9 protein-coding genes are annotated in these 13,366 nt (G+C 70.6%); 8 read left to right on the top strand and 1 reads right to left on the bottom strand.

Annotation, left to right across the window (positions count from 1 at the left end; all coding sequences use genetic code 11):
* The first annotated feature begins 1 nt into the window (after position 1).
* The 8 genes from bcsB (at position 2) to AOZ53_RS13255 (ending at position 12,214) form a co-directional block, all read left to right on the top strand.
* On the top strand, positions 2-2,338 hold the full coding sequence (gene bcsB, locus AOZ53_RS13220) for a cellulose biosynthesis cyclic di-GMP-binding regulatory protein BcsB (protein ID WP_054488159.1): 2,337 nt from the start codon (positions 2-4) through the stop codon (positions 2,336-2,338).
* Positions 2,338-3,561 (top strand): cellulose synthase complex periplasmic endoglucanase BcsZ, encoded by a 1,224-nt coding sequence (gene bcsZ / locus AOZ53_RS13225; RefSeq protein ID WP_054488162.1) that lies wholly within the window; start codon positions 2,338-2,340, stop codon positions 3,559-3,561. The genes bcsB and bcsZ overlap by 1 nt, the downstream gene beginning before the upstream one ends.
* Complete coding sequence (locus tag AOZ53_RS13230) at positions 3,552-7,520, top strand: cellulose biosynthesis protein BcsC (RefSeq protein ID WP_231690613.1); 3,969 nt, start codon at positions 3,552-3,554, stop codon at positions 7,518-7,520. Before bcsZ ends, AOZ53_RS13230 begins: the two co-directional genes overlap by 10 nt.
* Positions 7,521-7,545: 25 nt before the next feature.
* Positions 7,546-8,208 carry an SGNH/GDSL hydrolase family protein gene (locus tag AOZ53_RS13235; RefSeq protein ID WP_082380331.1) on the top strand — a complete coding sequence of 221 codons (663 nt, stop codon included), beginning with the start codon at positions 7,546-7,548 and terminating at the stop codon, positions 8,206-8,208.
* A gap of 32 nt (positions 8,209-8,240) precedes the next feature.
* Complete coding sequence (locus tag AOZ53_RS13240) at positions 8,241-8,915, top strand: cell division protein FtsQ (RefSeq protein WP_054430909.1); 675 nt, start codon at positions 8,241-8,243, stop codon at positions 8,913-8,915.
* Between the two features lie 66 nt (positions 8,916-8,981).
* A complete protein-coding gene (locus AOZ53_RS13245; protein WP_054488168.1) occupies positions 8,982-10,391 on the top strand; it encodes an MBOAT family O-acyltransferase in 1,410 nt (469 codons plus the stop codon).
* Positions 10,392-10,402: 11 nt separating this feature from the next.
* The gene (locus AOZ53_RS13250) at positions 10,403-11,545 is read left to right on the top strand and encodes an alginate O-acetyltransferase AlgX-related protein (RefSeq protein WP_054430905.1); all 1,143 of its coding nucleotides are present in this window, start codon (positions 10,403-10,405) and stop codon (positions 11,543-11,545) included.
* A 123-nt stretch (positions 11,546-11,668) separates the two neighbouring features.
* The gene (locus tag AOZ53_RS13255) at positions 11,669-12,214 is read left to right on the top strand and encodes a hypothetical protein (protein ID WP_231690614.1); all 546 of its coding nucleotides are present in this window, start codon (positions 11,669-11,671) and stop codon (positions 12,212-12,214) included.
* Between the two features lie 75 nt (positions 12,215-12,289).
* On the opposite strand, the gene AOZ53_RS13260 is transcribed toward AOZ53_RS13255, so the two are convergent.
* Entirely contained in the window at positions 12,290-13,357 is a 1,068-nt protein-coding gene (locus tag AOZ53_RS13260) for a branched-chain amino acid ABC transporter permease (protein ID WP_054430904.1), read from the bottom strand.
* Between the last annotated feature and the right edge of the window lie 9 nt (positions 13,358-13,366).

Genomic DNA, 13,366 nt, shown 5'->3' on the forward strand with positions numbered 1-13,366 from the left:
CATGCATAAGAAAATCCGTTCGACCCAACCGCCGGTCGCGCAAGCGGTGCCGTCCCGCTCGCCGCGCCGCCGCGGCCATGCGCTGGGCCGCCTGTCGCTGGCCTTGCTGGCCGGCTGCTCGCTGCTGGCCAGCGCGGCCGAAGCGCCGGGCACCGTGCCGGCCGCCACGCCGGCGCCGGCGCCAGCGCCGTTCGTGGCCGACCAGACCTACACCTTCAAGCAGCTCGGCGCGCAGTATCCGCTCAATCTGCGCGGCGTGGACGGCAGCAACACGCTGAACTTCAGCGTGCGCAACGATCGCGTGGTGACCGGCGCGCGGGTCGACCTGCGCTATGCCTATTCGCCGGCGCTGCTGTCCGACCTGTCGCATATCAACGTGCTGGTCAACGACGAGGTGGCCGCCACCATTGCCGTGCCGCGCGAGACGGCCGGCAGCAATCTGCGGCAGACCATCGAGATCCCGCCGTACCTGATCACGCCCTACAACGACCTGCGCCTGCAGCTGATCGGCCACTACACGCTGAACTGCGAAGACCCGCTGCATTCCAGCCTGTGGGCCAACATCAGCAACCTGAGCACGCTGGACCTGGCGACCGCGGCGCTGCCGCTGCCCAACGAGCTGGCCAATCTGCCGCTGCCGTTCTTCGACCGCCGCGACATGCGCAAGCTGGTGCTGCCGTTCGTGTTCCAGGCCGAGCCGGACAACACCACGCTGGAAGCCGCGGGCGCGCTGTCCTCGTGGTTCGGCGGGCTGGCGGGCTATCGCGGCTCGGATTTCCCGGCCTCGGTGGCGCAGCTGCCCAGCCGCGGCAATGCCGTGGTGTTCGCGATGGGCGCGGCCACCGCCGGACTGACCCAGGCCACCGTCAACGGCCCGACCCTGGCCGTCATCACCAACCCCAACGATCCCGACGGCAAGCTGCTGCTGGTGCTGGGCCGCGACGGCAAGGACCTCAAGCAGGCCGCCGCCGCGCTGGCGCTTGGCAGCCAGACGTTGGCCGGCCAGTCGGCCGCCATCACGCGCCTGGCGGACGTCAAGCCGCGCCAGCCGTACGACGCGCCGCGCTGGCTGCGCACCGATCGTCCGGTGCGTTTCGGCGACCTGATCGATCCCAAGCGCCTGAACGTGTCGGGCTTCAGCCCGGACACCATCCGCATCGACGTGCGCGTGCCGCCCGACCTGTTCGGCTGGCAGGAAAAGAAGGTGCCGATCGACCTGCGCTATCGCTACACGCCGCAGCCGACGTCGCTCAACTCCTCGCTGCTGTTCGGCGTCAACGGCGAGTTCGTCAAGTCGATGCCGCTGTTCGCGCTGGAGCGCATCGAGGGCGGCGACAAGCTGCGCGCCGAGGTGCTGCCCGACGAGAGCCTGCCGATGCGCGCCCAGCTGGACGTGCCGCTGGACCTGCTGAAGTCGGACGGCCAGCTGCAGTTTCGCTACATGTACGACTACGTCAAGCAGGGCGAGTGCCGCGACATCATCATCGACAACGTGCGCGGCATGATCGAACCCGAGTCGACCATCGACCTGTCGGGCTATCCGCATTTCATCGAAATGCCGGACCTGCGCGCGTTCGCGCAGGCGGGCTTCCCCTTCACCCGCCTGGCCGACCTGTCGGAAACGGCCGTGGTGCTGGATGACCGCGCCAATGCGGCGGCCTATTCGGCCTACCTGAACGTGCTGGGCCGCCTGGGCGACGCCACGGGCTATCCGGCCACCGGCGTGACCGTGACGCGGGCGCAGCAGGCCAGCGCGCAGGCCGGCAAGGATCTGCTGGTGATCGCGGGCGACACCGCCAATCCGTTGCTCAAGACCTGGGCTCCGCACATTCCGGGCAGCTACGAGTCGGGCGCGCACTTCGGCCTGTCGGACCTGATCTACCGCGTGACCGACTGGTTCCACACCGATCCGCGCCTCGATCGCCGCGAACCGCGCGTGGCCATGAGCTACACCAGCGAAGGCGTCAGCGCGATCGTGGCCGGCTTCGAATCGCCGCTGGCCGCCAAGCGCAGCGTGGTGCTGTTGGCCAGCAGCAAGCCCGACGGGCTGGACGCGGCCGTGGCCGCGCTGCGCGGCGGCGAGGGCTACGACAAGAGCGTGCAAGGCAGCCTGTCCGTGATCCGCGGCAAGCAGATCGACGCGCTGGTCGGCGACCAGACCTACACGCTGGGCCAGCTGCCGCTGCTCAAGCGCATCGACTGGTGGGTGTCGTCGCAGTGGCCGGGCTACACCCTGCTGCGCCTGGTGGTGATGGCGCTGGTCTGGCTGGTCGGCATCGCCGTGGCGCTGGCCGTGCTGCGCGCCTTGCTGCGCCGCCTGCGCAAGAAGGAAGCCTGATGCATCCGGCCCGGCCCGCCCGCCGCCGCTTCGCCTGGTACCAGCGTGCCGGGCGGGCGCTGCTGGCGCTCGGCCTGGCCGTGGCGGCGTCGGGCGCGGCGCGGGCCGCGCCGGCCTGCACGGCGGTGGCCTGGCCGGAGTGGTCGGCCTTCGTCAGGCACTTCGTCCAGCCCGACGGGCGGGTGGTGGATGCCAGCACGCCGCGCAAGATGAGCACCTCGGAAGGGCAGTCGTACGCCATGTTCTTCGCCCTGGTCGCCAATGACCGCGAGACCTTCGAGCGGCTGTGGCGCTGGAGCGTCGCCAACCTGGCGGGCGGCGACACCGCGCAGCGCCTGCCGGCCTGGTCCTGGGGCCAGCGCGACGACGGCGCCTGGGGCGTGCTGGACAGCAATGCCGCCTCGGATGCCGACCTGTGGTTCGCCTACGCCCTGCTCGAGGCCGGCAGGCTCTGGCGCCAGCCGGCCTACACCCGCGACGCGCAGGCGTTGCTGGCCTTGATCGAGGGGCGCGAAGTGGCCCAATTGCCGGGCCTGGGCAGCATGCTGTTGCCGGCGCCCGAGGGCTTCGCGCAGCCTGATCTATGGCGCCTGAATCCGAGCTACCTGCCGGTTCCCGTGCTGCGGCGGCTGGCGCAGGCTTCGGCGAAGGGGCCGTGGACCCAGGTGGCGAACAATACGGTGCGGGTGATCCAGGCGACCACGCCCAAGGGCTACGCGGCCGACTGGGTGGCCTACCGCGACGTGTCGCGCGAGGGCGGGGCCCTGGGCCGGTACGAGAATGACCCGGTGCATGGCGCCAAGGGCAGCTACGATGCGATCCGCACCTATCTGTGGGCCGGCATGACGCCGGCCGCCGATCCCGCCGCCCGGCCGTTGCTGGCGGCGCTGTCGGGCATGGCCACCGCGGTCGCGGCCACGGGCGCGCCGCCCGAGTCGGTGGACGTGGACAGCGGCCAGGCGCAGGGCCAGGGGCCGTTCGGCTTCTCGGCCGCCCTGTTGCCGTACTTCCAGGCGCGCGGGCAGAATGACCTGCTGCAGGGCCAGTTGCGGCGCGTGCGCGACGCCTGGGCCGCCAGCCAGAGTCCCGCCCGGCTGGCGGTTCAGCAGCCACCTTATTACGATTACGTACTCAGCCTGTTCGGAATGGGCTGGTTCGAGCAGCGTTACCGGTTCGGAGCCACCGGCCGCGTGTCATTGGAGTGGGAGAAGAAATGTCCTTGAACCGCCACAAGCTGGCCATCGGCGTTCTGGCCGCCCTGATGCACCAGAGTGGCTGGGCGCAACCGGCCGCCACCGCTTCGCTGCTGGAGCAGGGACGCTACTGGCAGAACCAGGGCGACGCCAAGCGCGCCGCGCAGGCCTGGGAGAAACTGCTGCTGTCCGATCCGTCGCAGCAGGAGGCGATGTACGGCCTGGGGCTGGCAGCGGTGCGCGAGAAGCGCCTGGACGACGCCCAGGGCTACCTGACCCGGCTCAAGCAGCTCAACGCCAACGGCACCTTCACCAAGCGCCTGCAGCAGGATATCGGCCTGGCCGGCGGCGCCGCCGCGGCCGACCTGGACCGCGCCCGCATGCTGGCGGCCTCGGGCGAGATCGACAAGGCGATGCAGGCCTACGACCAGGCCTTGCAGGGGCGCGAGCCGCAGGGCGAGATCGCGCTCGAGTACTACAGCTTCCTCGGCTATTCCGACAAGGGCCTGTCGCGCGCCATCACCGGCCTGCAGCGGCTCTCGCGCGAGATGCCCGGCAATCCGAATGTCCAGCTGGCCCTGGCCAAACACCTGATCCGCGACGAAGACCGGCGCGCCGACGGCGTGCGCATGCTGGCGCAGCTGTCGCAACGCAAGGACGTCGGCGCCGACGCCACCGAAAGCTGGCGCGCCGGGCTGATCTGGCTGGGCGCGCCGAACGCCAGCGAGAAGCCGCTGTTCGAGGCCTATCTGGCGGCGCATCCGGACGACAAGGAAGTGCGCGCGGTGCTCGACAACCCGTCGGCCAGGCGCGGCGCGCCGGCGCCGGTCTGGCGCCAGGATGCGCGCCTGGCGCGCGGCTTCGCGGCGCTGAAGAACGGCGACCTGGCCGCGGCCGAAGCCGCGTTCCAGGAAAAGCTGCGCGCCACCCCCAACGATCCGGACGCGCTGGGCGGCCTGGGACTGGTGCGCATGCAGCAGGACCGCAATGCCGAGGCCCAGGAACTGCTGTCGCGCGCCGCGGCCCGTCCGGGCGCCGGCCGCAACTGGACCCGCGCCCTGGCCGGCGTGCGCTACTGGAACCTGCTGGACCAGGCCGAGGCGGCGCGCCAGCGCGGCGATGCCGACGGCGCGCGCAAGCTGCTGGAACAGGCCATCCGCCTGGACGGCAACGCCACCGGCGCCTACAACGCCATTGGCCGGGCCTATGCCAGCGCCGGCGACATGGCCAACGCCGAGAAGACCTATCGCTACGTGCTGGCCCGGCACAAGAATGATCCCGAGGCGGTTCGCGGCCTGGCCGACGTGCTGGCCCAGACCGGCCGCGCCGAAGAGGCCCTGCGGCTGGTCGACGCGCTGCCGGCGGGGCAGGCGGGCGATGTCAGCCGCCTGCGCGCCGCCGTGATGGCGGGCCAGGCGCGCGAGGCGGAAAAGCGCGGCGACACGGCCGGCGCGCGCCGCATGCTGGAAGACGCGCGCAGGACCGACCCGCGCAATCCCTGGACCGCCTACGAGCTGGCGCGGCTGCTCTTGCGCGGCGGCGAGTCGGTCCGCGCGCAACAGATCATGGATGAAACGCTGCGCGCGCAGCCGGACTCGGCCGACGCGCTGCACGCCAGCGCGCTGTTCGCGTCCGAGCGCGGCGAATGGGGCCGCGCCTACGACACCCTGGCGCGCATTCCCGAGAACCGCCGCACCCCGGAAATCACGCGCTTCCAGCGCAACGTGTGGGTGCACGAGCAGGCGGCCCAGGCCGCGCGCCTGGCGCAGTCGGGCGACGTGGCGCAGGCGCGCCAGCGCCTGGCCGGCCTGCAGGCCGCGGCGGGCAACGATCCCGAGTTGCTTGGCGCCATCGCCCAGGCCTATATCGACGCGGGCGATACGCCGCAGGCGCTCGCCGTGATGCGGCCGCTGGTGGATGGAAGCCGGCCGGCCGGCCCGGATGTGTTGATCCCGTACGCCAGCGTGCTGCTCAAGAGCGGCGATGACGCGGGCACCGCGGCCGTGTTGCGCCAGGTGCAGAAGCAGCCCATGGACGCCGACCAGCACCGCAGCTTCCAGGACCTGGTCAGCCTGTACACCGTGCGCCAGGCCGAAGCCATGCGCCAGCGCGGCGACCTGGTGGCGGCCTACGACATCCTGCAGCCGGTGCTCAAGCGCCGGCCGGACGATCCCCTGGCCCAGGGCGCGCTGGCGCGCATGTACGTCGCCGCCGGCGACCGCGACAAGGCCCTGGCCATCTACCGTGGCCTGCAGGCGCGCGATCCCGACAATGCGCAATTGCAGATCGCCGTGGCCGGCATCGCCGCCGAGGCCGATGACTGGCGCTCGGCCGAAGCCTCGATGGATAAGGCGCTGGCGCTGGCGCCGAACGATCCCGATGTGCTGGCCGGCGCGGCGCGCATCTACCGCTCGCGCGGCAAGACCGGGCGCGCCGCCGAGTTGTACCAGCAGGCCATCGCCGCCCAGCAGGCGCGCGGCGGCGGCACCATGGTGGCCAGCGGCGCGGCGCCCGCCAACTATGCCGACGGCAACCCCTTCGTCGGCCTGCCGGGCCAGCGTTCGCGGTCCACCCGCGTGACGCAGGTCATGGGAGAGGCCTTCAACGACCCGCAGGCCCCCGCCTATGGCGCCGGCTACGGCACGGGCTATGCCGCGGGTTACGGCGCGAGCTATGACGGCGCGCCCGCGGCGTCGCGCCAGGAACCGTATGTCATCGCCGGCGCGCAGGACTCGCGCGCGGCCGCCAACCCGCCCGCGGCCTATGGCGGCGGCAGCGGCGCGGCGTCGCCCTCCCTGCAGCGGGAACTGGACGAGGTCATGCAGGAGCGTAGCGCCGAGGTCCGCGTCGGCGGCTTCGTCCGTTCCAACAACGGCGAGGCCGGCATGAGCAAGATGACCGAGATCGACGCGCCCATCGAGGCGCTGATCCCGGCCGGCGACGGCAAGATCTCGCTGCGCGCCACGCCGGTCACCTTGGACGCCGGCCGCCTGGGCGACGACTACGCCAGCAACAGCCGCTTTGGCGGCGGTCCGGTGGCGGCCGCGGCACAGCAGGCCGGATTGGTGGGCGGAGCCGGCAAGCAGCGCGACTCGGGCGTGGGCCTGTCGGTCGGCTACACCATGCAGGGCCTGAGCGCCGACATCGGCACCACGCCGCTGGGCTTCGAGTATTCCAACGTGGTCGGCGGCGTGCGCCTGAACGGCCCCATCGACCGCAGCGCGGGCACCTGGTACAGCGTGGACCTGTCGCGCCGCGCGGTGACCGACAGCCTGGTGTCGTTCGCCGGCGCGCGCGACGATCGCACCGGCCAGCGCTGGGGCGCGGTCACGGCCACCGGCGTGGGCGGCCAGATCGGCATGGACAACAAGGACTATGGCGTCTATGCCTACGGCTCGTGGCGCAGCCTGGACGGCCACAATGTCGAGTCCAACAGCCGCACCGAGGTCGGCACCGGCATCTACTGGAACCTGACGCGCGACACCAACCGCATGCTGACGGCCGGCCTGAACCTGGGCGCCATCTTCTACGACAACAATCAGCGCTTCTTCACCTACGGCAACGGCGGCTATTTCAGCCCGCAGCAGTTCTACGCGCTGAGCGTGCCGGTGACCTGGGCGCAGCGTGACGGCCGCTTCACCTACAAGCTGCAAGGCTCGGTCGGCCTGCGTCATTTCAAGGAAGACGGCGCCGACTATTTCCCGACCAACGGCGGCATGCAGGCGGCGGCCAACGCGGTGAACCGCTCCGTCTACGGCACCTCGGCGACCTACGAGGGGCAGTCGCGCACCGGCGTGGGCTACAACCTCGCGGCCGCGGGCGAGTACCAGCTGTCGCCCAATCTGTTCCTGGGCGGCACCATGGCCATGGACAACGCCACCGACTATCGCCAGTACGTGGGCGGGCTCTATCTGCGCTACGCGTTCTATCCGCAGACGCGCCCGCTGGACCTGCCGGTCAATCCCTATCAGTCGCCGTACGCCCGCTAGGGACGTTTCATCAAGGAGTATTGCCATGCTGACCTCTCTTTTTGCCGGAATGAGCATCCTGCTGATCGGCGACAGCCATTTGGCCGCGCCGGGCTACCTGATCACGACCCTGCAGGACGACCTGGTCAAGCAGGGCGCGGTGGTGCAGACCATCGGCGTGTGCGGCAGCAATGCCGGCGACTGGCTCAAGACCACGCCCAGCACCTGCGGCGGCGCCGAGCGCCTCAACGGCGGCCAGATCGTGCTCAAGGGCAAGGACGCCAGCACCACGCCGGTGACCGACCTGATCGCGGCCAAGAAGCCCAACCTGGTGGTGATCGTGCTGGGCGACACCATGGCTGGCTACACCAATCCGTCCTTTCCCAAGACCTGGGCCTGGCAGCAGACGACCGCGCTGACCAAGGCCATCTCGGGCACCGGCACGGCCTGCGTCTGGATCGGCCCCAGCTGGGGCACCGAGGGCGGCAAGTACAACAAGAATTTCGCGCGGGTCAAGCAGGTGTCGGCCTTCCTGGGCAGCAACGTGGCGCCCTGCGCGTACATCGATTCGACCCAGTTCTCGACGCCCGGCCAGTGGCCCACCACCGACGGCCAGCACTACACCAACACCGGCTACAAGGCCTGGGGCGATGCCATTGCCAAGCAATTGGGCGATCTGCCGCAGGTCAAGGCGCTGCAGAAGAAATGACGCGCGCGATCCCCGCTACCAAAGGACAACGGATGAGCCTCTTCCTGTCGCGCGGCCTGGCCGCCCTGTCGTTCGCCCTGGCCGCCGGCGTTGCCGGCGCGGCGCAGATCCAGCTCTATGAAACCGGCCCGGCCGAAGACGCGTCGTTCGTGCGCTTCGTCAACGCCGGCGCCGAGCCGATGGCGGTGAGCGCCAAGGGATCGCAGGCGCGCATCCAGCTCGACGCCGCCCATCCCGCGTCGGATTTCATGCCGGTCAAGGCGGGCGCGAAGATGCAGGGCCTGCTCGAAAGCGGCGGCCGCAAGCAGGAGGTGGACATCTCGGTGCAGCCCGGCGAATTCGCCTCGGTGGTCGGCCTGCCCGGCAAGGACGGCCTGCAGGCGCGCATCGTGCGCGAGCAGCCCGAGGACTTCAACGCGCTCAAGGTCTCGGTGGGTTTCTACAACCTCGATCCGTCATGCGCGGACGCCGGCCTGCTGGCCGTGCCGCGCAACCTGGCGATGTTCGAGCACGTGGCCGATGGCGCGGTCGCCCGGCGCCTGGTCAATCCCGTGTCCTTGAAGGTGCGCGCCAGCTGCGGCGGCCAGCCCGCGGGACAGGAGCTGGATCTGGGCGCGCTGCAGGCCGGCGAGCGCCATACCGTGTTCCTGCTGCCGTCGGCGCAGGGTTCGCGCCTGCTGCACGCGGCGGACCAGACGGCCCGCTGATCCGGCCCATGACCGGCGGGGGCGCGGCCCCCGCTTCGATAACAATATCTCCGGCCACCCTCCGCCATGGTCTTCGCGTCCCTCGAATTCCTGACGCTGTTCCTGCCGCTGTTTCTCGTCGTCTACGCCCTGACGCCGCAACGCGCGCGCAACTTCGTGCTGCTGGTCGGCAGCTGGATCTTCTACAGCTGGCTCAAGCCCATCTACCTGTTGCTGCTGGTCGCGGTGACTGTCGTGGCGTGGGCCGGCGGCCTGATGCTGGAGCAGCTGCGCGCCGGCCATCGCCGCAAGGTGCTGCTGACCCTGCTGCTGACGGCCAATGTGGCGGCGCTGTGCTGGTACAAGTACGCCAACATCCTGGTGACGACGTTCAACGACATCGCCGCCATGGCGGGCGCCGTGCCGCTGGCCTGGGAACGGGTGGCGCTGCCGGCGGGCCTGTCGTTCTTCGTGCTGCAGGCCATCTCGTACCTGGTCGACGTCTATCGCCAGGACGTGCGCGCCGAGCGCAACTTCATCGACTTCGCCGCCTACAAGGCCATGTTCGGCCAGCTGATCGCCGGCCCCATCATCCGCTGGGCCTGGGTCGAGAAAGAGATCGCCCATCGCACCATGGATTGGCGCAATTTCTGCCTGGGGGCGCGGCGCTTCATGATCGGCATGAGCATGAAGGTGCTGGTGGCCGACACGCTGGCGCCCGTGGTCGACGCCGCCTTCGCGCTGCGCACGCCATCGCTGGCCGACGCCTGGATCGGCTGCGGCGCCTACACCCTGCAGCTGTTCTTCGACTTCGCCGGCTATAGCGCGATGGCCATCGGCCTGGGCCTGATGATGGGTTTTCACCTGCCGGAGAACTTCAACAATCCGTACCTGGCGCGCAGCATCCAGGACTTCTGGCGGCGCTGGCACCTGTCGCTGTCGAGCTGGATCCGCGACTACCTGTACATCCCCATGGGCGGCAATCGCCTGGGCGTGTGGAAGACCTACCGCAACCTGCTGCTGACCATGGGCATCGCCGGTCTCTGGCACGGTGGCGAGAGCTGGAACTTCCTGCTGTGGGGCCTGGCGCATGGCGCCGCGCTGGCCGTGGCGCGCGCCTGGAACGGCAATGGCCTGCCGGCGCTGCCGGGCTGGCTGTCGCGCATCGCCACGCTGTTGTTCGTGATGCTGGCCTGGACCATCTTCCGCGCGGTCGACTTCCATGCCGCGCTGGCCATGTATCGCGGCCAGTTCGGCCTGAACGGCATCGGCCTGGGCGATTCGATGTTGTACGTGCTGCGGCCGACCCACTGGCTGGCCGCGGCGCTGGGCATTGTGTGCGTCATCCTGCCCGCCTGGCAGCCGTGGTGGTCGATGCGGCCGGCGGGCATGTTGCGCACGGCCTGGAGCGCGGTGTGGCCGGTGGCCGGCTTCCTGCTGGCCTACGCGCTGATCGCGGCGCGCGGCGCCGTGCCTTTCCTCTACTTCCAGTTCTGAGGCCGGAGACGATGAGCGTCCATCACGATACCCCGGCCCCGCCGCCCATTGCCCATGCCTCCGTGGCCAACCGCCGCGCCAGCCAGCTGGCTGGCGTGGCGCTGGTGCTCTTCATGGCCGGCGCCATGCTCAGCAACATCTGGTGGAGCGTGGACCACGACGTGCTGCCGGACGACACTTCGCTGCCGCGGGTGCTCGATGGTGGCGTCACGCACGACCTGTCGTTGCGGCTGGCCGACATGACATTCAGCAGCGAGGCCGCGCGCCTGCAGCGCGGCCTGGGCTGGCTGACGCTCGGCGACCTGGGCGCGCGGGTGCGGCAGGGGTGCGATGGCTGGCTGTTCCTGGGCGACGAATTGCAGCCCCATCCCGGCGCGCGCGAGAACCAGGCCGAGCGCGCCCGCATCGTGGTGTCGCTGCGCGACGCGCTGGCCGTCCGTGGCATCCAGTTGCTGGTGGCCGTGGTGCCGGACAAGAGCCGCATCGAGTCCGCGCGCCTGTGCGGACTGCACCGGTCGGCGGGCTTCGAGGACCGGCTGTCGAGCTGGGTCGGCGTGCTGCGCGCGCAGGGCGTGGCGACGGTCGACCTGAGCGCAGCGCTGCGTGGCGTGCCGCAGGACGCCTACTACCGCAACGACTCGCACTGGACCGAGGCCGGCGCCGGCGCGGCGGCGCGCGCCGTCGCCGAGCAGGTGCGCGCCAGCGGTGTTGCGCTGCAGGCGCCGCAGCGCTGGCGCGTCACCGCCCAGCCGCCCGCGCCGCGGCCGGGCGATCTGGTGCGACTGGCCGGCGTCGATTGGCTGCCGCTGGCCTGGCAGCCGCGCGCCGAAGTGGTCGCGCTGCATACGTATACGCCGGAAGCCGCCGCCTCGGCCGGCGACGCCGATGACCTGTTCGGCGACAGCGCCTTGCCGTCGCTGGCGCTGGTCGGCACCTCGTTCTCGCGCACCTCGGAGTTCCTGCCGCAGCTGTCGCGGGATCTCGGCGTGGCCGTCGGCAACTTCGCCCGCGACGGCGGCAAGTTCGGCGGCGCGGCGCAGGCGTACTTCAAGAGTCCCGCGTGGAAGCAGAGTCCGCCGCGTCTGCTGATCTGGGAGATGGACGAACGCGACCTGGGCGCGCCCCTGGCCGCCGAGGACCGCGTGGGGTTCTGAGCGTCGCGGCGTCCCGCCCGCGACAGCCCGGCCCAGTGGCGGGCAGTAATATATCGGCGGCAGGGGCAGGTTGGCGCCGATCATCGCGTCAAGCCGTGGTGCCCGGGAGAGACGAAGGACATCATGCGAGGTTTCAGGAACGCGCTCGCGCTGGGGTTGCTGGCCGCGATGCCCGTGTTGGCGCAAGGGCAGGGCCAGCGCTGGGTCGAACCGCCGGCCACGGCCGAGGGCTCCACCGCCACGCCGGCAAAGCCGGCGGGCAGCATCACGCCGGCCACCGATCCCGCCGCGATCGGCCGCAATGTCCTGAATGCCGGTCCCGACCCGCGCGTGCGCCTGGACGGCCTGTCGCTCGACCACGCCGCCATTTTCGGCACCGACGATGAAGGCGAGCAGGCCGTGCTGGACAACGAGCGCGCGTTGCAGGCGCAGCGCGATCAGCTGCAGGTGCTGGAGCGTCTCTTGACGCAGAAGCCGGCCGCGGTCGACCCCTATCCGCCGGCGATGATCCCCCTGAACAACGGCGCGCCGATGAACATGGCGCCGCTCGCCCCGACGCCGTCGGGCTCGCAGCTGGGCGGCGCCGCCCAGCGCAGCGTGGACACGATGCAGCGTCGGGTCGATGATCTGCGGCGCGACGCCGACACGATGCGGCAGGGCGGACGCTAGGCGTTCTGTCCGCGTGGCGATGCGCCGCGCCGTCCGTTTGAACCCGCCGGTGAACCCGCCACGCCTGTCGGGCGGTCAGCCCCGCCGCGCCAGCTCCCGCAAGCGCCCGGCGATCCCGGTCGGGAAGTAGTACACCGACAGCACGAACAGGATGCCCAGCCACAGCAGCCAGCGGTCCGGCTCGAACAGCAGCGCCAGCGGCGCGACGCCGGCGACGGCGTCATGGATCACGTGCAGCCCGTCTTGCAGATAGCTCTGCGCGAACACGAACAGGCTGGCGCCGATCACCGCGCCGTACATCGTGCCCATGCCGCCGATCACCACCATCAGCAGGATGTTGAGCATGATCTCGAACGACAGCGACGTGTCCGGGCCGTTGTAGCGCAGCCAGAGCGCATACAGCGCGCCGGCCAGCGTGGCGAACGCCGCCGCCAGCAGGTTCGACAGGCTGCGGTACAGCACCGTGCGGTAGCCGATGGCCTCGGCGCGGAACGGATTCTCGCGGATCGCCTGCAGCACCCGGCCGAACGGCGAATTGACGATGCGCAGCAGCATCAGGAACAGCGCCACGCAGACCGCGGCGATCAGGTAGTAGGTGATGATGCGGCCGTCGATGGTCACGCCGAACAGCGGCTCGGCGAACGGCCGGTAGGCCGGGCGCAGCATCTGCGGCACCTTGAAGTTCAGGCCGTCCTCGCCGCCGGTCAGGTCGGACAGCTGCGACACCAGCGTCTGGAACGCCGCCGCGACCGCCAGCGTGATCATGGCGTAGAAGATGGCGCGCACGCGCAGGCTGGCCAGGCCAATCACCAGCGCGAACACCAGCGACACGACCAGTCCCGCGGCCGTCCCCGCCAGCACCGACAGCCAGCTGGCGTCCATGCGCAGGCTGGCGATCGCCACGCCATAGGCGCCGATGCCGAAGAACATGGTGTGGGCGAAGCTGACGATGCCGGTGTAGCCCAGCAGCAGGTCATAGCTGGCGACCAGGATCACGAACACCAGGATTTTGGCCGCCACGGCCAGCGACTTGGGGCCGGGAAACAGGAACGGCGCGGCGGCCAGCGCGATGACGATGGCGACCAGCATGACCGCCAGCAGCGTGCTGCGCGGAGGATCGCCGGAAAGCAGGCGGAAGGACATGAGGGCGAT

The sequence above is a fragment of the Achromobacter sp. 2789STDY5608621 genome (assembly GCF_001299375.1).
In the GTDB taxonomy this organism is placed as follows: Bacteria; Pseudomonadota; Gammaproteobacteria; order Burkholderiales; family Burkholderiaceae_B; genus Achromobacter; species Achromobacter insuavis.

What these genes read in the sequence shown, in the direction of transcription:
- bcsB (WP_054488159.1), top strand. Translation starts at nt 2, where the DNA reads ATGCATAAGAAAATCCGTTCGACCCAACCGCCGGTCGCGCAAGCGGTG.
- bcsZ (WP_054488162.1), top strand. Translation starts at nt 2,338, where the DNA reads ATGCATCCGGCCCGGCCCGCCCGCCGCCGCTTCGCCTGGTACCAGCGT.
- AOZ53_RS13230 (WP_231690613.1), top strand. Translation starts at nt 3,552, where the DNA reads ATGTCCTTGAACCGCCACAAGCTGGCCATCGGCGTTCTGGCCGCCCTG.
- AOZ53_RS13235 (WP_082380331.1), top strand. Translation starts at nt 7,546, where the DNA reads ATGCTGACCTCTCTTTTTGCCGGAATGAGCATCCTGCTGATCGGCGAC.
- AOZ53_RS13240 (WP_054430909.1), top strand. Translation starts at nt 8,241, where the DNA reads ATGAGCCTCTTCCTGTCGCGCGGCCTGGCCGCCCTGTCGTTCGCCCTG.
- AOZ53_RS13245 (WP_054488168.1), top strand. Translation starts at nt 8,982, where the DNA reads ATGGTCTTCGCGTCCCTCGAATTCCTGACGCTGTTCCTGCCGCTGTTT.
- AOZ53_RS13250 (WP_054430905.1), top strand. Translation starts at nt 10,403, where the DNA reads ATGAGCGTCCATCACGATACCCCGGCCCCGCCGCCCATTGCCCATGCC.
- AOZ53_RS13255 (WP_231690614.1), top strand. Translation starts at nt 11,669, where the DNA reads ATGCGAGGTTTCAGGAACGCGCTCGCGCTGGGGTTGCTGGCCGCGATG.
- AOZ53_RS13260 (WP_054430904.1), bottom strand. Translation starts at nt 13,357, where the DNA reads ATGTCCTTCCGCCTGCTTTCCGGCGATCCTCCGCGCAGCACGCTGCTG.